We start from the raw sequence: 18,582 nt of genomic DNA, 5'->3' as shown, positions 1-18,582 counted from the left end.
GTGTGCTAGAGCAAGTAAACGCATCTTCATTTGTATAGACTTCTGCTGACTAGCGAGTTTTTTAAAGTCGATGTTGTCGAGGCTATCCATGGCATTCTCGTGTAGAAATGACAGCCTCAATTAGACCATATTTTTACTTAGATTGGTATTAGTGAAGCTTGAGCTGGGTAAAACTTATATCTTTAATCTCAAGAATGTCACCCAGTACCATCATCCCATCCATATACACGGTTATACATTTACAGTTCTAGAGTTAGACGGAAAGAGAGTTGATATCCCTTTCCATACTGACACCGTGTTGCTTGGTAAAAATGTAAGTGCGAAGGCGGCTTTCGTTGCGGATAATCCTGGACGCTGGATGTACCTCTGCCACGTTATCGAGCATATGAAAACGGGTTTGATGGGACATATTGAAGTTAAGTGACACCTGTAACCTTTTAAATTTCAAACTTTGTTTGATGTAAGATGCTATGAATTTTGGTCGATTATTTATCGATGATCGATACAATATCAACCAGAAAATAGTTTTTGGGGGAGTTATGGGTCAGCTTTCTATTCTTGGTTTTATCGCAGTGGGTGGTGCCTTTGGTGCTTGTTCGCGTTATTTGATATCTGAGTTATGTATCATGCTGTTTGGTCGAGGCTTTCCATACGGTACGCTAGCTGTTAATGTGGTGGGTTCTTTTATAATGGGCTTGCTGATTGCAGCGTTTGAGAATGAGCTTCTTGCACCAGAGCCATGGAGACAGATTATCGGTCTTGGCTTCTTAGGTGCCTTGACTACGTTTTCTACCTTTTCGATGGATAACGTTTTACTCATGCAGCAAGGCGCATTTTTCAAGGTGGGACTGAACGTATTGCTCAATGTCGCGTTGAGTATCTCTGCTGCTTGGGTAGGATTTCATCTACTAGTCAAAAGTTCGTAGTTTTTTTTGTCCACTTTTTTAACATTTTTTGCACAGGTCGGCTTGGTTTAACCAAGCCGATTTTATATACTCGCTTTACTTGTCGGAGTGCCATAAGGCTGAGACCGTTAATTCGGGATCCGTTGAACCTGATCAGATTAGTATCTGCGAAGGGAACAAGAGAAGATACCTTAACCAGTATCAAACTGGTTAATATCAAATATCGATTCTGTAAACAGTCATACTTTTAGCACTGTTTTCGATACCTCTTGTCGCATCTTTCCGCCAAGCATTTTTATCCAAAATCTTTTTATCTAGAATAACAAGCAAGGAAAAATGCTATGTCGAGTCGCAAACAAGCGAGACTGGAAGCTAAACAATTCATCGATACGTTGTCTGTTCAACCGTATCCTAATTCACAAAAAGTGTACGTAGAGGGCACTCGTCCTGACATTCAGGTCCCTATGCGAGAAATCACGCTGTCTGATAGTCTAATCGGTGGCACTAAAGAATCCCCTATCTTTGAGCCTAATGAATCTGTACGCGTCTATGACACTTCCGGTGTCTATACCGATCCAAACCACAAAATAGATCTGTATAACGGACTACCTAAGCTGAGAGAAACTTGGATTGAAGAGCGTAGCGATACTGAAATTCTTGATGATGTCAGTTCGGTTTATACTAAGCAGCGATTGGCAGACGAAACGTTAGATGACCTTCGTTACGGGAATCTACCAAGAATTCGACGCGCTAAAGCCGGTCACTGTGTGACTCAACTGCACTACGCCCGTAAAGGATTAATTACTCCTGAGATGGAGTACATCGCTTTGCGCGAGAATATGGGACGCGCCAAATATCGTGATGAAGTGCTTAATCAACAACATCCTGGTCAAAGTTTCGGTGCCAACTTGCCCAAAGATATTACAGCTGAGTTTGTTCGCAATGAAGTTGCTCATGGACGCGCAATAATCCCATCTAACATCAACCATCCAGAGTCTGAACCCATGATTATTGGCCGAAACTTTCTAGTTAAGGTCAACGCTAATATAGGCAATTCATCGGTTACATCGTCTATCGAGGAGGAGGTTGAGAAGTTGGTGTGGGCCACTCGTTGGGGGGGCGATACGGTTATGGATCTCTCAACAGGGCGCAATATACACGAAACACGAGAGTGGATATTGCGTAACAGTCCAGTGCCAATTGGTACGGTTCCTATGTATCAGGCTCTTGAAAAAGTGAACGGTATTGCCGAAAACCTTAACTGGGAGGTGATGCGCGATACGCTAATCGAACAAGCGGAGCAAGGTGTTGATTACTTTACTATTCATGCCGGACTTCTTCTTCGATATGTGCCAATGACGGCCAAACGAGTTACAGGTATCGTTTCGCGAGGCGGTTCCATTATTGCCAAATGGTGTCTAGCTCATCATCAAGAAAGCTTCCTCTACACGAACTTTAGAGAGATATGTGAGATCTGTGCGAAGTATGACGTCGCGCTATCGTTAGGTGACGGTCTTCGCCCTGGCTCAGTAGCTGACGCAAATGATGAAGCTCAGTTTGCTGAGCTACGCACGCTTGGTGAACTCACCAAGATAGCTTGGGAATACGATGTTCAGGTCATTATTGAGGGGCCAGGCCATGTTCCAATGCATATGATCAAGGAGAATATGGATCAGCAGCTAGAACACTGTCATGAAGCTCCTTTTTATACACTTGGTCCGCTCACTACTGATATCGCTCCAGGCTACGACCACATTACCTCTGGTATCGGAGCTGCGATGATAGGTTGGTATGGCTGTGCAATGCTTTGTTATGTGACGCCAAAAGAGCATCTTGGTTTGCCTAACAAAGAAGACGTTAAAACGGGGATGATTACCTACAAGCTTGCTGCACATGCGGCAGATTTAGCTAAAGGGCATCCTGGTGCCCAAGTTCGTGATAATGCTTTGTCAAAAGCTCGCTTTGAGTTTCGTTGGGAGGATCAATTTAACCTAGCGCTAGACCCAGATACGGCGCGTGCTTTCCACGATGAGACTCTGCCACAAGAGTCGGGCAAAGTTGCCCATTTCTGTTCAATGTGTGGTCCAAAGTTCTGTTCCATGAAGATCTCACAGGAAGTTCGTGAGTATGCTAAAGACACCGAACAGGTGGCAGCAGATCAAGCTATATCGATAAAAATGCTCGATGACCCGCTGGAAGGAATGCGTCAAAAATCGGCAGAATTTCGTTCTACAGGTTCAGAGTTGTACCATCCTGCTGTTCAGCCCGAGGTAGCCGAGTAGTGATGAGAATCCTTATACCTGCGTCATGTATTGCAATGACGGAGAATGTTCAGCAATGTCTGTTGTTGGCTAGAGAACAAGGATTTGATATCGAGTGTATTGAGTTGGGCGTTAGCTCAACTCTACATTTCCAACTTGTTCGCGACCAACATATCACTCGCATCAGTACAGACTTAATATCTAAGCATGATGGTCAAGTGCTTCTAGATTACGTGCTTTACTATCATGGTTCGATTGATATTGAGAGATACCTAGAGCAACCCAAGAATTCTATTTTTATCGATGTAGAAGATGCTGAGCAAGGCGATGTAAGTTGCATTCTGTCGCAGTTCGATATCTGGAGACATCCAGACACAGGGGAGGTGCGAGCACTTTCCGCTACGCCTTCGCTCTTGTTTCGTCCCAAAGCGCATTTTGTGTGGGTGGTGACACTACTTGCTCTGGACTTTCCTATTGAAGATGCACTGACATTAGCCCGAGCAATGTTGGCTTCCTGTGATGATGTTTCACGTGAAACACTTTCCAATCCAAGATTGGGGTTCAACAAAACATGGCCAAGTTCCTATGCTCATTTTCCTGTACCTGTTTTAAATGAATCACGACTTGGTATTGATGTGGATTGGTCGACTGCAAATCAAGCCTTATCTTTTCCATCGTTATCGAAGTTAGCGTTGGGGCTATATCCAGTTGTTAACAGTGTTGAATGGATTGAGCGTTTACTTGAGTTAGGCGTGAAGACGATTCAGCTGCGAATTAAAGATCCACATCGGCATGATTTAGAGCAGCAAATAGAAAGAGCTGTAGCGCTTGGTCGCCAGTACCACGCTCAGGTGTTTATCAATGACTATTGGCAGCTGGCGATAAAGCACGGTGCCTTTGGTGTTCATCTTGGACAAGAAGATATAGAGCAGTCCAACCTCGATCTACTGAGAGAAGCCGGAGTATGTCTTGGGCTGTCGACACATGGATATTATGAGTTGCTACGTATAGCGCAGATTTATCCGAGTTACATCGCCTTAGGGCATATATTCCCAACAACCACAAAGCAAATGCCTTCATTACCACAAGGATTGGTTCGATTGGCTCTATACCAGCAATTGATCGATACCATTCCTTATCGTGGGTACCAAGGACTTCCTACCGTAGCGATTGGTGGTATTGATCAAACAAATGCGCATCAAGTTTGGCAGTGTGGGGTTTCTAGTCTCGCGGTAGTCAGAGCAATCACTGAAGCTGACTCAATAGAGCAGGCTATAGAGTTTTTTCAACAAGTAATGAGTAAGCACAGCGTTCGAGACAAAAACAATTCAGAGGAACTTACACATGCTAAGTGATGAAGAATTTGTTAGATATCAGCGCCAAATCGCCTTACCTGAGTTTGCTGAACTAGGGCAGCAGGCGTTATCAGAAGCACACGTATTAATCATCGGTTGTGGTGGATTAGGCAGTGCTGCGAGTCTATACCTATCCGGCGCAGGGGTAGGAAAGATAGTAATTGTTGATGATGATGTGGTTGATCCGAGTAACTTGCATCGTCAAGTCATATATCGGGAGCAGGACGTCTATAGACCAAAGGTCATTGCGACTCAAACGCAAATTAGAGCGTTGAATTCTAACGTTGCTATTAGGGCGATCAATAGACGACTAGATAGTCGGCAATTGAGTCTCGAGGTCATGCTTGCTGATGTCGTTTTGGATTGTAGCGACAACATGACGACTCGACAGATGACCAATCAAGCTTGTATTGAACAGCGCAAACCTCTGATCACGGCCGCGGCAATAGGATGGAAAGGTCAGTTTTCCGTATTCGATTATCGTAATTCCGACTCCGAAAATGGCTGTTATCGCTGTTTGTTCCCGTTCGATGAGCTAACACATCCGGTTAGATGCAGCGATAGCGGAGTGCTGGGTCCTGTAGTTGGCACAATGGGTAACTATCAAGCCATCGCGGCAATTCAGCTTTTAGTTACCGGCAAGTTTCACTTTCAGCCCGCTACCTTACATCTATTTGATGGGTTAAAGCTTGCTTGGCAAACCTTATCGATAAACAGAGATAGTCAATGTTCTGCTTGTGGGTCGTTAAGTCAGACTAAATTTCCAGAGGTGCAAATATGAGTACATCAAATAAAGTTTCGGTGTCGTCTGATTCGCTAGATAGTACCAGTAGTTCGACGATAACCATTGAGATCAATTCAATTCCACAGCTTGTACCTTTTGGCTGTAACCTAGAAAACATAGTGACCCAGTTTGCCATTACGGATTCTGGGTACGTATTTGCGATCAATAATCAGGTTGTGCCACGCAGTGACTGGAGCAATACCATTCTCATTGAGGGAGACAGCATCTCTCTATTTCAAGCTATAGCAGGGGGCTGAATCAATGCTTAAAATTGCCGACAAACAATTTAACTCTCGTCTGTTTACCGGAACAGGGAAGTTCGCCAATAGTGAGTTGATGGTAAAAGCCATTGAGGCATCTGGCTCTGAGTTAGCCACTATGGCTCTTAAGCGTGTTGATGTTAACGATAAGCAAGATAATATCTTGCAGCCACTTATCAATGCAGGTGTTAACTTACTTCCGAACACCTCTGGTGCAAAAACCGCAAAGGACGCAATCTTCGCAGCTCATTTAGCGAGGGAAGCGTTAGCAACCAACTGGCTTAAGTTGGAAATCCATCCTGATCCTAAGTACCTAATGCCAGACCCAATAGAGACGCTGCTTGCAGCAGAACAACTGGTTAAAGATGGTTTTATCGTTCTACCTTATTGCCATGCTGATCCGGTGTTATGTAAGCGCTTAGAGGAAGTAGGGTGCGCTGCTGTTATGCCTCTTGGAGCGCCAATCGGCAGCAACAAAGGTGTTGTGTCGCGCGACTTTCTCGAGATCATTATTGACCAAGCGAATGTCCCGGTTGTTGTCGATGCTGGTATTGGTGCGCCATCTCATGCTGCACTCGCGATGGAAATGGGTGCAGATGCCGTGCTTGTCAACACAGCGATGGCGGCATCTACTCATCCTGTAGAGATGGCGATAGCATTCAAATTAGCCGTCGAATCTGGTCGCATGGCATTTGAAGCAGGACTCGCAGGAAAAGCAAACCATGCGATTGCATCTAGTCCTCTCACATCATTTCTCGATCAACTGTCGTAAACAGCAGTGAGGAGAGCGAATGAGTTTTGTTGAACAGTACAAAAAATACAATTGGCATGATATTTCGATGTCGATCTATGCCAAAACCGCCAAAGACGTTGAGAATGCTTTGGCTAAGAGCCGGCGAGACTTGGAAGATTTTAAAGCGCTAATCTCTCCAGCAGCAGAGCCCTATCTTGAGCAAATGGCCCAACTGTCATATTCAGCGACACGTACACGCTTTGGTAACACGATGTCGCTCTATATACCGCTCTATCTTTCAAACTTATGTGCCAACGCTTGTACCTATTGTGGATTTTCTATGGAGAATCGCATTAAACGTCGCACATTGAATAAGCCAGAAATCGAGGCAGAAGTCGAGGCGATTAAGCGTATGAAGTTTGACAATGTGCTGCTGGTAACTGGTGAGCATGAGACTAAGGTAGGCATGAACTACTTTAGGGAGATGGTTCCACTAATAAAGCAGCGCTTTAACTACTTAGCTATGGAGGTTCAGCCATTACAGGAGCATCAATACGCAGAGCTTAAAACGCTCGGTTTGGATGCGGTCATGGTCTATCAGGAAACTTATAACGCTTCCACTTATGCCAAACATCATTTGCGTGGCAATAAAATGGATTTTGACTTTAGGTTGGATACGCCAGATAGATTAGCTAAGGCTGGTATCGACAAAATTGGTATCGGAGCTCTAATTGGTTTGGATGAGTGGCGCACTGATTGTTTTTACGTTGCAGCACATCTCGACTATCTCGAACGGACGTATTGGCAATCACGTTACTCAATTTCTTTTCCTCGGCTGCGACCATGTGAGGGGGGAGAAAGCTCCGTTGTACCGAAATCTGTTATGAGCGATAAACAGTTAGTCCAGCTTATTTGCGCATATCGATTGCTCAATCCAGAAGTTGAGTTGTCACTTTCTACCAGAGAGTCACCTCAGTTTAGAGACAATGTTTTATCACTAGGTATTACGAGTATGTCAGCGGCGTCAAAAACTCAGCCTGGGGGATACGCTTCAAATGACGCAGAGCTTGAACAGTTTGAGATCAGTGATGAGAGAGGCGCGGATTTAATTGAAGCAATGATTAGGTCGAAAGGTTTAGATCCGGTGTGGCGAGATTGGCATTGTGCATATTCTGGTTAGAGTGTTTCACGTGAAACATAGGTAAAGAAAAGAGGGTTGATGCAAAACATCAACCCTCTACTTTTTTCTAGCTTCTAGCTTCTAGCTTCTAGCTTCTAGCTTCTAGCTTCTAGCTTCTAGCTTCTAGCTGTGTGCTACAGGTGCCGTTGCTTGACGAAGCCACTCTTTCACATCACCTTCAACTAGCGGGCTGATCTCATCCCATACTTTCTGATGGTAGTCGTTTAGCCACGCGAGTTCGGGACGTGTCAGCATATCAACATTGATGTTTCTGATATCAATTGGGCAACGTGTTAGCGATTCAAAGCTGAGTACAGGGAAGTCGCCTTTAGTCGGTGTTTCGACAACAAGCTCTAGGTTCTCAATTCGGATACCGAATGCATCAGCGCGGTAGTAACCTGGCTCATTAGACAAAACCATACCTTGAGTTAGAGGCACATCAATTTGCTTTTTAGATATGCTAGCGGGTCCTTCATGAACACTGAGGAAATGCCCCACGCCGTGTCCGGTACCATGGTCATAGTCGTAGCCTTCGGCCCATAAGTGCTGACGAGCTAGAGTATCAATCTGGTATCCTCGAGTACCTTTAGGGAAACGAGCGCGAGCGACACCAATGTGACCTTTTAATGCAAGCGTGAACTGCTTAATCATTTCGTCGCTAGGTTTTCCGATAGCAATGGTACGCGTGATGTCTGTGGTGCCATCTAGATATTGACCGCCAGAATCAACCAAGTAAAGACTGTCTAGTTGAAGTACTCCAGGCTCGGGTTGATTCTCATGGTTGTAGTGACACATTGCGGCATTGCTGCCGGCTGCGGAAATAGTGTCAAAGCTAAGATCCATCAGTGTCGGGTCTTGTTTTCTAAATTGCTCAAGTTTGTCAGACAGTACCGCCTCATTGTGAAGATTTCCCGTCGCTACTTCTGAATCTAGCCAACTCAAGAACTTACACATCGCAACGCCATCTCTAACGTGGCAAGCTTTCATGCCTGAAATTTCGACGTCGTTCTTCGATGCTTTAGGCATTAGACAAGGATCGGCAGCATTGATGACTGACGCACCGCTATTTTGCAGAACCAGTTTGAACCAAGCATTGCTGGTCGCTGGATCGAGTAGCACTTTTTTACCCGCAAGCGCTTCGATCTGTGCCTTGAGTGAATCTGGGTGATGGACGGTTACACCATTACCAACGTGTTCAGAGAAGTTGCTAGGCAGACGTGCTGGGTCAAGGAAGAATTCGACACTCGCATCGTCATGGAGAATCGCGTGAGATAGCAAAACAGGCAAGCGTGAGACATCAAGACCACGTAAGTTCAATAACCAGCAAATTGAGTCCAATGCGGTTATCACAGCGGAGTGACCTCCTGCCTTTGCAACCAAATGTGCGATCTCTTGACGCTTACTCTCACTAGATTGACCAACAGCTTCTGTCGCCATCAGTCTTACATCCGAAATGACGGGGGCAGGACGATCATGCCACAACTGGTCAATCGGGTTGCTTTGCAAAATATTGAGCTCCAGCTTTCCTGCAAGTTTTGCTTGAGCTGAATCTAACCAAGCTGAGTTATGCATACGTGGGTCGATCGCGACTGAACATCCTGTTTCAAGATGTTCGAGGATCCAATCAAGAGCAGGCTCTTCAATTAAATGGCGATATTCGAACAACGTTGATGGGACCTGTTTAGTTACTTGAACCGTGTAGCGACCATCAACAAAAATAGCGGCATTGTGTTGAGTAATGACAGCAACACCGGCAGAACCTGTAAATCCAGTCAGCCAGTGGAGACGCTCATTGTGAGCGGGGACGTATTCGCCAAGGTATTCGTCTTCATGTGGGACAAGCAGGGCGTCTAAATTATTCTGTGCGAGCCAATCGCGAATAGCAGCCAAACGCTGTTCTGTAGTCATAAGCATCTGTGGTAATCCTTCATTATTGTCTAGTTGTCCGTGTCAACGTTTAAGCGTGCAGTTGGACGATGAGAATAAGCTACTCTTTTTACCGTCAGCCTGCAAATTATCTAAGAGCAGTGGTTTTATCCCGAATGATTTGTCGTAGCCAAGATAATGCAGGGTCATTTTCTCTATCACGGTGCCAGAACAGCGTATATGCCATCGGAGGAAATTCCATCGGTAAAGGTAGGACAGTCAAGTCGAGCTGCTTTGAGGCTAGCTTTACAAAATGACTCGGTGCGGTAAATACGAAGTCTGTGTAAGAACATAAGCTTGCCGCACTGTTAAAGTCAGGTACGGTAATCGCGATATCGCGCTCTTTGCCGATGTCGGCTAATCGATAGTCGAGTAACCATCTTTCGTTGCCATCACAGCGAACTTGAACGTGGCGCTGAGCCAAAAAGTTATCGAGATTCCAAACTTGCCCCAGAGCAGGATGTTCTTTTCGGACTAAACACATTTGGTTATCACGGTATATTTCCTGCTCGCAAATATCGCTAGGTGGCAGCATAGTGAGTTTTGCATCATTGATGTCGATATCTTTCCCTGTAATGCCTAAGTCAATTTCTCCCCGCTGTATTTGGCGAAATGTATCGTCAGACCAAGCATGAGTACTGATAGTGACGCCCGGTGCACGGTTAAATATCTGGGGAAGGAAGTGGGGCAAGATCAGTGGGTAAACACTTTCGACAGCGGCAATCTGGTAGCGATAATCACTCGAGCTAGGCGAAAACTCTTCAGGTTGTGTTAGCTGTTCTAATTGATTTATTAGTATCTCAAGTTTGGGTTTAAGAAACAGCGCTTTAGGTGTTGGTTTTAGGCCATGGGCGTGACGCACGAACAGAGGGTCATCAAACTGTGCCCTAAGCTTGGCAAGATTCTTACTGACAGCAGATTGGCTAAGACACAATCGGTGTGCTGCGCGAGTAACGTTAAGTTCTTCAATTAAAACACGTAAACAGACCAGTAAATTCAGATCAAGACGAGCAAGTTTCTCTATATTCATTAGAAATTCTCAGAAGGAATAACTTTGATGACAATACGTCATTAGCAGGCATATCTAGTTTAGCCTACTATAAAGGCAATTTCATCATGCGCAGCGGAGATACAAGTGCAGACGGCAACTTCAACCAACCCAACCAAGCAACAGCTAATGCTTCTTACATTGCTTGTTCTGTTTAGCCCCTTGGCTATTGATATTTATCTGCCTGCACTGCCATTAATTTCGTCAACGTTCCACGTGGAACATGCGTTAGCGCAAGATACGATTACTTGGTTCTTGTTTGCTATGGGCGTCGGTCAGCTATTTGCAGGTCCTTTAGCGGACAAACTAGGACGTCGAACTGTTGCATTGGGAGGAGTAAGCATCTATGCGGTCAGTGCTTTATTGGCGTGGAGCGCTCAAAATATCGAGTGGATGCTGGTCTCTCGTTTGCTACAAGGCTTAGGCGCGTGTGCGACATCGGTAGCAGCCTTTGCAACAGTTCGCGACATCTTTGGTCCACAAAAAAGTGGCAAAATGATTAGTTACTTAAATGGTGCAATCTGCTTTATCCCTGCGCTTGCCCCAATACTCGGTAGTTGGTTAACACAGCAGTTTGGTTGGCGATCGAATTTTAGCTTTATGGCCGGCTTTGCGGCAGTCGTATTGGTGATGCTATGGATTGGGTTAAAAGAGACGAACCCGCAAATGAGTAAAGAGTCGGTATTCAAACTCAATCGCTATCTTGATGTTGTGCGTACACCGTCATTCTTGTTTCACGCAACTCTGTGTATGTTAGCGATGGCGGTCATTCTCGGCTATGTAACATCGGCACCCGTAGTACTGATGGAGAATCTTGGCCTTAGTATGAATGAGTTCACCATGTGGTTTGGTATTAATGCGGCAATCAATATTGTGGCGTGTATGAGTGCACCAAAATTTATGGATAGATTTGGAACGCATATGGCACTGACTGTCGGCATTGTAACTTTGGCAATTGCTGGTGTGGTGATGATGCTTCTGCAAGGTCAAACGACAGCGATGGCGTTTATGCTACCAATCTTTATGTCTTCGATTGGTTTTGCATGGATTCTTGGCGCGGCCGCTGGTAAAGCGCTTGCCCCATTTGGCGATAAAGCGGGTACAGCAGCAGCACTGCTGGGGCTTTTTCAAATGAGTGGTTCGGGTTTAGTCGTCGGTACCGTACAGCGCCTAGGTATGGAACCACAAATTATGATCGCAACCTTAATGCTTATTGTCACACCTGCACTTGCTATTCTATGGTCTAGAACAGGCCGTTACTGGCACCATGCGGTGGCGTAATCTTACGAGATGCGCTTTGATAATTAAATGAAACGTTGTATATTTGTGCTTCTTTATATCGGTATGTGTGGATAAATCGCTACGATGTCAATGACAACCTATGAGATGGCTCGAGTTCTGGAACAATTGGAAGATTCTCCAGAAAAAATAATGTTTGGTAAATTGTTGAGTGAATTGGGCAACCAAAGTGGCGAGCGCATCCGTAGTGCGGCGAAACAGGTTCCGCTTCCTATTCTTCGAGATATGGTGTACCAGTTTCAACAGGTGATTGAATCACGCAAAGGTGAGCAGGTCGAATCACTGGCTAGACAGATTGCAGATCAAGGTATTTCTGTTGAAGACCTTAAGAGTTACCTTGCCTCAAAGTAATAAGATCAAAAATTGATAAAACTCGCTTCGGCGAGTTTTTTTATGGGCTAACGTTTCGGTTGATTGGGTTTTGTAGCGAGATCAAAGTCTCGGTAGATTGAACTTCATCAATGGCTTGTAGCTTATCAATCAGAACATACTGCAACTCTTCAATAGAGCGGCACATTAATTTTACGAAAATGTTGTAGGCACCTGTGGTGTAGTACGCTTCAACCACTTCTTCTAACGCATTCAGTTTTTCAAGTGCGGAGTGATAATCTCGAGCCGCATTAAGATTGATACCGATAAAACAACACACGTCATACCCCAACTTTTTGGTATCAACGATTACTTCGGTTCCTTGTATGATATCAGCCGATTTCATCTTCTCGATACGCACGTGAATGGTTGCAGGGCTTACTTCAAACTGCTTGGCCATTTCCGCATAAGGAGTACGTGCATCTTCCATAAGGGTTTTTAGGATTGCCTTATCTAGATCATCCAGTTTGATGTTGTTAGCCTGCATGTAACCCCTTGTAATTCACGTAAATGTTACGACCTTAGTACAAACCATCACCAGTGGTGATACAATAGTAGATATAATTTTTTGGTTCTGAGACACATTTTAGTGCGTTTTTGTCTATTCCTTCTAGCGATAATTTTGAGTTCGTTTTCCCAAGCGCATGATCAAGACGTGTTGGTTGTGCATTCATACCACCAGGGCTTTTTTGGACTGACGCTTTTCAAAGTGGTTTAGACAGCCAATTGAAGGACTCTAGCATCCCAATACGGGTTCTCTACCTCGATATCAAGCGTATACAAAGTGATACTTACTTTGAACGTTTGTACCAACTGTACAAAACCAAATTCGAACAAGAGACATTTAGAGCGATCATTGTTAGTGATAACAACGCATTAGCATTAATGAATCGACTAGCCAGCGAATTAGGCGATATACCGGTTATTTTTGGTGGTATCAACAACTACACCCCGAATCTCCATGAGAACCTAAATGCGACAGGGATTGCTGAAGATATCGACATCTATAGCAACATCTCTCTCATCGAGCGAATTCAACCACAAGTAAAGCTCATTCATATCGTTAGTGATCACTCGGTCAGCGGCGCTGGGATTCGAAAACAGGTTGGGATGTTTCTTGCTAATTACCCCCATTATCGAGATCGAATTGTTTCCTACATTCCAGACACTTATGAGCAGCTTCTTGAATATGTGTCTTAGTTAAATCGCCGAGATAGCATTCTCTTCTCGATATATGATCGTGAGATTGACGGCCGACTTGTCGCAGAGCACGACAAATGGAAACGACTTAATGAGGTATCAAAAGCGCCAATTTATATGGTGCACGATCTTGCACTGGGCTATGGTGCCGTTGGGGGCTTGGTTCAAAGTGGCTTTCTGCATGGACAACAAGCGGCCAACCTTTTAGTTGGCGCCTTAAATAACCCTGCTGAGCCTTTGCCAAGCGTCAAATTGGGTACTCCTGACATCAAGCTTGACTACCAAGCGATGATGAAATGGGGTTTGGGAGCCGAAGGTGAATCGGACTCTTCACTGTTCAATAAACCGCAGAACTTTACCGATAGGTATGCCAAAGAACTTAAAGTGGTCGGCAGTCTGACTGCCTTCCTATCCATCGTCATCATGGTGCTGATTTACTATTTGAGTCGCATAAAACGCAGTGAACAGATGGCAAAAGAGAGTCAGACATTGATCGAAATGGTGTTTGACCAAAGTTATCATTTTATCGGTGTTTTAGACGCTGACGGTTGCATTACATCGAGCAATAGTAAGCTTCAGGAGCTTCTATACCATCAGGACTTTAGTGTCGATAGACCTATTTGGCAGCACCGACATTGGGAAGTTGAGGCAGCAAAGCAGTTACAGCAGTTTTTCAGACAAACATCCAATGACTCTGTTGCGCAGTTTGAAGCTGAGATTTGGCATGCTGAACATGGTTCTATGGTTTTGGAAGTCGCGCTTAAACCTATTCCTTCTCCCCAAGGAGGCAAACAATTTTTACTTGAAGCTCGTGATATAACGACAAGGAAAATCACCGAAGAACGTCTTTATCAACGAGAAGCGAATCTAAGTCACTACTATGATCAGCAACCAGTAATGATGTTGACGTTGGATGAGCAGAATCGTGTTCAACAAGTTAACCAATTTGCCGAACAACTGCTTGGTTATAAGTCGGATCAGATTTTGGGTCATCGTCTAAGAGAATTCTATTTTAATCAGGATGAACTCATTCCTAGACAAGTATTATTGCAACCTAAGCAGGCGATAAAGGGCGTGTGGCGACGTGATATCGAATATCGACATGCCGACGGTCATACCGTCTGGGTTAGGGAAAATATTAGACCCTTGGTTGAATCTGGACACATTCTGATTGTCGGGGAAGATGTAACTGAAACGCGCACATTGTCAGAACAGCTTCAGTATCAAGCGCAACATGATTTGCTTACTGGAACCTACAGCCGCAACTATTTTGAGAGAGAACTAGAGAAGGCTCTGAGTGAAGTAGCAAGTTATACCCGCACTCATGCCATGCTGTACATCGATCTCGATCAGCTCAAAGTTCTCAATGATACTGCTGGACATGAGGCTGGTGACGCTGCAATTCAGTTTTGTGCCAGCATGTTGGAAGAGGTATTACCATACAACAGCATCTTGGCTCGTATGGGAGGAGATGAGTTTGCTATCTTGCTAAGGGATTGCACAGAACTAGATGTTAAGAAAGTAGCCGACACTATTATTACCACTCTCAGTGAGCATGCCTTTGTTTGGGAAGATATCCGTCTTAATCTCAACTGTTCTATTGGTATTCGCTTAATTGACCATACAGCGTCTTCTCCGCAAATGGTCCATGCTCAAGCGGATACAGCCTGTCACGTTGCCAAAGAAGAGGGCAGGAATCGCTCAAGGAACTCAGTACCTGTGCGATCAATCTTTCTGGTCACTCAATGGGCAACAAAGAGTTTATTGCTTTCTTGCTGGATAAACTGACGCAATCAGATGTGCCTTGTGACAAAATCTGCTTAGAGATCACCGAAACCGCCGCCATGAGTAATATGAATCAAGCGATAGAGTTTTTTACGCAGTTAAAAGCTTTGGGTTGCCAAATCGCTCTCGATGACTTTGGCTCAGGTCTATCGTCATTCGGATATCTGAAGAAGCTACCCGTCGATATCGTCAAGATTGACGGAATATTTGTTCGAGATATCGATGTGAATGAAATGGACCACCTAATGGTGCGTTCGATCAATGATTTGGCGCGTCAGATGGGCAAAAAAACGGTTGCTGAATTTGTCGAGAATACCCACATCATTGAACAACTTATGGAGTTGGGCGTAGATTATGCTCAGGGATACATCATTGGCAAACCTAAGCCACTGCGGGAGTTAGTGGAAGAGCTAATGGCGATAGAGAAAACTTAGTACCCTTATTGAAAATCCAGTACACTGCGCACTCTTATCGTAACAACATTTTGGAGCACTTCGTGCAACTACAACTTCAATGCGAAGACCAGACTCAAACTGAGCGGTTTGTAGAGCTTACTCAACGCTGGGGATTGACTCACAGTGATGACAGTCAGTTTGCTTTAGTTCTGACTGAGCATCGGCTTGAGTTGCGTAAACTCGATGAGCCCAAACTTGGTGCGATATATGTGGATTTAGCGGGTGGTGCAGTGGCACACCGACGTAAGTTTGGTGGTGGTAAGGGGCAAGCTATTGCTAAAGCTGCAGGGTTAAACAAAGGCAGCACGCCAACCGTACTTGATGGTACCGCTGGCCTTGGACGCGATGCGTTTGTATTGGCGTCATTAGGCTGTAAGGTTCAAATGGTTGAGCGTCATCCGGTTGTCGCAGCGCTCCTAGATGATGGCCTTGAGCGAGCTAAGCAAGACTCGGAAATCGGCGATTGGGTTAGTGAACGTATGTCATTACTTCATGCTTCGAGCCATGATGCTCTTGAACAATTGGCGGCTGATCCTAACTTTGTTCAACCTGACGTGGTGTATTTGGATCCCATGTATCCTCACCCAGAAAACAAAAAAAAGAGTGCACTGGTAAAAAAAGAGATGCGAGTTTTTCAGTCTCTAGTTGGGGCAGACCTCGACGCTGATGGTTTATTAGAACCTGCCTTAGCCCTTGCAGCTAAAAGGGTTGTAGTGAAAAGACCGGACTACGCAAACTGGCTGAATGATAAGAAACCAGCGATGGCGATTGAAACGAAAAAGAACCGATTTGATGTTTATGTCAATGCATCAATGACTTAGCGAACGCTGTTTTAATTCTGCGATGTTTGCGCTTGCTTATTATTGATTAAATGGTTATATCTTACTAAGAATTATTCGTATTATTAGTTAGGGTGGTGGCGTGACTAAACGTCTTTGTAAGATGAACCGTAAACAAATCGCTGATAGCTTAGGTGAAATTCACCGCTTGGTAAGCGATACCAAGTATGTCTGCCGTTCATGTGCTCGATCTTCATCATCGAAAGCCTCGCTTTGTAAACCAGCGGCAATTCCTCCGAAATCTTGTCAAAATCAGCCTATTGAGCAACAAAAAAACTGTGCTTTACTTGCCGAAGCTTTGCCGAAGACACCTAAAGTTATCCCTTCACCAGACAAGGCTCAAGCGATTAGAAAGGTTGTTGAGCGTGTCAAAGAGAAGGTAGCACAACCTCAACCATCAATACTCAATCAGCAAACGGAAGTTATGTTGCCCAAACTGGGTGATTTACCTAGTAAGCGAGTAATTAAACGCGCGAAGAAAACACTCAAAAAATACTACAAGCAACAAAAGAAGCTGCTTAAGTTGGCCAAGAAGCAACAAAAACTGCTCAAAAAGCAGCAAAAGCTTGAGACAAAATTGCCGAATACGTTGGTCTTAGCGGCAACCATTTCGGAAATGCGGGATGTCGTAAGTGGCTCTAACATCCACTAAATGAACAATAAAAAACGCTCTCCAACAAGGAGAGCGTTTTTTATGTACGAGGCATTATAAAGAGATCACTCTAGCGCTTGATGACTTTGCTGCACTTTTCTCTTTACCCAAGTTTCATTGACCCACAATGAAAGCAAAATGATCGCACCGCCAATACTGAGTTGAGTGACATCAACATCTCTGTTCCAAATAACGACGTTAACGATAAGACCTGCCGGTACGAGGGCATTATTCATGATCGCAAGAGCGCCAGCATTGACCATGGTTGCGCCTTTATTCCAAGCAAAATAGCCAAGACCTGAAGCAATAAGACCCAAGTAAATCAAGACTCCCCACTGCGTGTTAGTTGTCGGCATTTTTTCGATATTACCCATGAGAGCAAAAGCGACAGTTGCAACGCATAATGCCCCTAGATAGAAGTAACCAAAGATGGTGTGTTGAGGAAGTTCTACCTGATATTTTTCCATTAGGTACTTGTAGCCAACCTGTCCAATGGCGAAACAGATATTCGCCCCTTGCACGACCAAGAAACCAACAACAAAATTCTCATTTACGCCAGCAAATTTAATAAAAGCAGCTCCAGCAACGGCGATAACGGCAGTCACGAGATACCATGGAGAGAAGCGTCTCTTCAAGAGATCGTAAATGATGGTCACGTAAATAGGAGTGAAGACAGTGAACAACAGTACTTCTGGTACAGAGAGTAACAAGAAAGATTGATAGTAGAAGCAATACATCAGGCCGAGCTGGAAGCCGCCGATGACCATTAGACGAACGATTAGGCCTTTGTCGACACCTCTAAATCGTAAGAATGGCAAGAAGACGAGACTGGCCAGTGCCACTCGCATCAATACAGAAAACCAAGAATCAACCTGACCAGCAAGATAGACGCCGATCAGGCTAAAAGAGAAAGCCCACAATAAAGTGACCGCGGATAAATACCCCATAACTAAGACTCATTATCAAAAATTATCGAGCAGTTTATACCAATATTTACTATCAATCAGTCTTTAAGTGGTACTACCAACATATCAACAGGAGAACAGTTGATTAGCTGACGAGTTGAAGAGAGCAGTTTGCTCCAGAAGTCTTGGTGATGACCACAGACCACTAGGTCAATATTAAACTCATTGATTGTATCGCACAGCTCATTACTCAAATCACCACTGCCGACCAAGGTATGCTTAATCGGGTAATTGGCGTGTTCTGCCAGCTCTTGAAGTTGTTTTTGAGACGCTTCGATTGCCTGATGTTGAGTCTCTGCTAGGTTGATATCAATTAAGCCTGTGTAGAGCTCTGCGTAGTTCACATCGATATGGATAAATGAAACTACAGCATCAAGAGGCTTGGCCAGAGATACCGCTTTATCGACCAAGAGCTTGCTATCTTCCGAGAGATCAATAGCGACCAAAATATGTTGATAACTCATAGTGCTATCTCCTTGTAAGGGTGTTGATTAAAGATTAGCACCTCAGATTGATTAATTTTGTAGGAGTGATCTCAGATCCACATTTGCTAAGCAAAGTGTTAA

At 44.5% G+C, this 18,582-nt stretch carries 16 protein-coding genes, 2 pseudogenes and 1 riboswitch; of the genes and pseudogenes, 13 read left to right on the top strand and 5 right to left on the bottom strand.

Annotated elements, in window-relative coordinates; genetic code table 11:
* Window positions 1-148: 148 nt before the first annotated feature.
* The 8 genes and pseudogenes from QTN94_RS13215 to thiH all read left to right on the top strand — a co-directional run.
* Window positions 149-424, top strand: a pseudogene (locus tag QTN94_RS13215) (multicopper oxidase domain-containing protein); the annotation flags it as partial.
* Between the two features lie 115 nt (window positions 425-539).
* Window positions 540-926: a fluoride efflux transporter CrcB gene (crcB, locus tag QTN94_RS13210; protein WP_331427891.1), complete on the top strand. Its 387-nt coding sequence runs from the start codon at window positions 540-542 to the stop codon at window positions 924-926.
* 73 nt (window positions 927-999) lie between these two features.
* Window positions 1,000-1,098: riboswitch (TPP riboswitch) on the top strand.
* Between the two features lie 148 nt (window positions 1,099-1,246).
* On the top strand, window positions 1,247-3,187 hold the full coding sequence (thiC, locus tag QTN94_RS13205) for a phosphomethylpyrimidine synthase ThiC (RefSeq protein WP_331427890.1): 1,941 nt from the start codon (window positions 1,247-1,249) through the stop codon (window positions 3,185-3,187).
* Window positions 3,187-4,521, top strand: a complete 1,335-nt coding sequence (locus tag QTN94_RS13200; RefSeq protein WP_331427889.1) for a thiamine phosphate synthase — start codon at window positions 3,187-3,189, stop codon at window positions 4,519-4,521. Before thiC ends, QTN94_RS13200 begins: the two co-directional genes overlap by 1 nt.
* A complete protein-coding gene (locus QTN94_RS13195) occupies window positions 4,511-5,302 on the top strand; it encodes a HesA/MoeB/ThiF family protein (protein WP_331427888.1) in 792 nt (263 codons plus the stop codon). Before QTN94_RS13200 ends, QTN94_RS13195 begins: the two co-directional genes overlap by 11 nt.
* On the top strand, window positions 5,299-5,562 hold the full coding sequence (gene thiS, locus QTN94_RS13190; protein ID WP_138973675.1) for a sulfur carrier protein ThiS: 264 nt from the start codon (window positions 5,299-5,301) through the stop codon (window positions 5,560-5,562). Before QTN94_RS13195 ends, thiS begins: the two co-directional genes overlap by 4 nt.
* Before the next feature lie 4 nt (window positions 5,563-5,566).
* A complete protein-coding gene (locus QTN94_RS13185; RefSeq protein WP_331417792.1) occupies window positions 5,567-6,337 on the top strand; it encodes a thiazole synthase in 771 nt (256 codons plus the stop codon).
* 19 nt (window positions 6,338-6,356) lie between these two features.
* Window positions 6,357-7,478, top strand: coding sequence for a 2-iminoacetate synthase ThiH (gene thiH, locus QTN94_RS13180; RefSeq protein ID WP_331417791.1), 1,122 nt, complete (start codon window positions 6,357-6,359; stop codon window positions 7,476-7,478).
* 123 nt (window positions 7,479-7,601) lie between these two features.
* Here the strand turns inward: thiH and QTN94_RS13175 are convergent, their stop codons facing one another.
* Together QTN94_RS13175 and QTN94_RS13170 are read right to left on the bottom strand one after the other, a co-directional pair.
* Window positions 7,602-9,392, bottom strand: a complete 1,791-nt coding sequence (locus QTN94_RS13175) for an aminopeptidase P family protein (protein ID WP_331427887.1) — start codon at window positions 9,390-9,392, stop codon at window positions 7,602-7,604.
* Between the two features lie 100 nt (window positions 9,393-9,492).
* On the bottom strand, window positions 9,493-10,434 hold the full coding sequence (locus QTN94_RS13170) for a LysR substrate-binding domain-containing protein (RefSeq protein ID WP_138973679.1): 942 nt from the start codon (window positions 10,432-10,434) through the stop codon (window positions 9,493-9,495).
* Between the two features lie 105 nt (window positions 10,435-10,539).
* Here QTN94_RS13170 and QTN94_RS13165 point away from each other — a divergent pair, with 105 nt between their 5' ends.
* The gene (locus QTN94_RS13165; RefSeq protein WP_331427886.1) at window positions 10,540-11,733 is read left to right on the top strand and encodes a multidrug effflux MFS transporter; all 1,194 of its coding nucleotides are present in this window, start codon (window positions 10,540-10,542) and stop codon (window positions 11,731-11,733) included.
* Window positions 11,734-11,817: 84 nt separating this feature from the next.
* Entirely contained in the window at window positions 11,818-12,102 is a 285-nt protein-coding gene (tsrA, locus tag QTN94_RS13160; protein ID WP_331427885.1) for an H-NS-like global regulator TsrA, read from the top strand.
* Window positions 12,103-12,142: 40 nt separating this feature from the next.
* Here the strand turns inward: tsrA and asnC are convergent, their stop codons facing one another.
* The gene (gene asnC / locus QTN94_RS13155; RefSeq protein ID WP_331427884.1) at window positions 12,143-12,607 is read right to left on the bottom strand and encodes a transcriptional regulator AsnC; all 465 of its coding nucleotides are present in this window, start codon (window positions 12,605-12,607) and stop codon (window positions 12,143-12,145) included.
* A 102-nt stretch (window positions 12,608-12,709) separates the two neighbouring features.
* Here asnC and QTN94_RS13150 point away from each other — a divergent pair.
* The 3 genes and pseudogenes from QTN94_RS13150 to QTN94_RS13140 all read left to right on the top strand — a co-directional run bounded on the left by QTN94_RS13150 (window position 12,710) and on the right by QTN94_RS13140 (window position 17,051).
* Window positions 12,710-15,539: pseudogene (locus QTN94_RS13150) on the top strand (EAL domain-containing protein).
* Between the two features lie 62 nt (window positions 15,540-15,601).
* A complete protein-coding gene (locus tag QTN94_RS13145; RefSeq protein ID WP_331417787.1) occupies window positions 15,602-16,381 on the top strand; it encodes a class I SAM-dependent methyltransferase in 780 nt (259 codons plus the stop codon).
* Window positions 16,382-16,481: 100 nt separating this feature from the next.
* Window positions 16,482-17,051 (top strand): hypothetical protein, encoded by a 570-nt coding sequence (locus QTN94_RS13140; protein WP_331427883.1) that lies wholly within the window; start codon window positions 16,482-16,484, stop codon window positions 17,049-17,051.
* A 65-nt stretch (window positions 17,052-17,116) separates the two neighbouring features.
* Here the strand turns inward: QTN94_RS13140 and QTN94_RS13135 are convergent, their stop codons facing one another.
* Together QTN94_RS13135 and uspA are read right to left on the bottom strand one after the other, a co-directional pair.
* The gene (locus tag QTN94_RS13135) at window positions 17,117-17,998 is read right to left on the bottom strand and encodes a carboxylate/amino acid/amine transporter (RefSeq protein WP_331427882.1); all 882 of its coding nucleotides are present in this window, start codon (window positions 17,996-17,998) and stop codon (window positions 17,117-17,119) included.
* A gap of 56 nt (window positions 17,999-18,054) precedes the next feature.
* Window positions 18,055-18,480, bottom strand: a complete 426-nt coding sequence (gene uspA, locus QTN94_RS13130) for a universal stress protein UspA (RefSeq protein WP_269378142.1) — start codon at window positions 18,478-18,480, stop codon at window positions 18,055-18,057.
* Window positions 18,481-18,582: the final 102 nt, after the last annotated feature.

Source organism: Vibrio sp. M250220, from assembly GCF_036533795.1.
Taxonomy (GTDB): domain Bacteria; phylum Pseudomonadota; class Gammaproteobacteria; order Enterobacterales; family Vibrionaceae; genus Vibrio.
The sequence above is the reverse complement of the archived record's forward strand: the minus strand, read 5'-3'. Positions and strand labels throughout refer to the sequence as shown.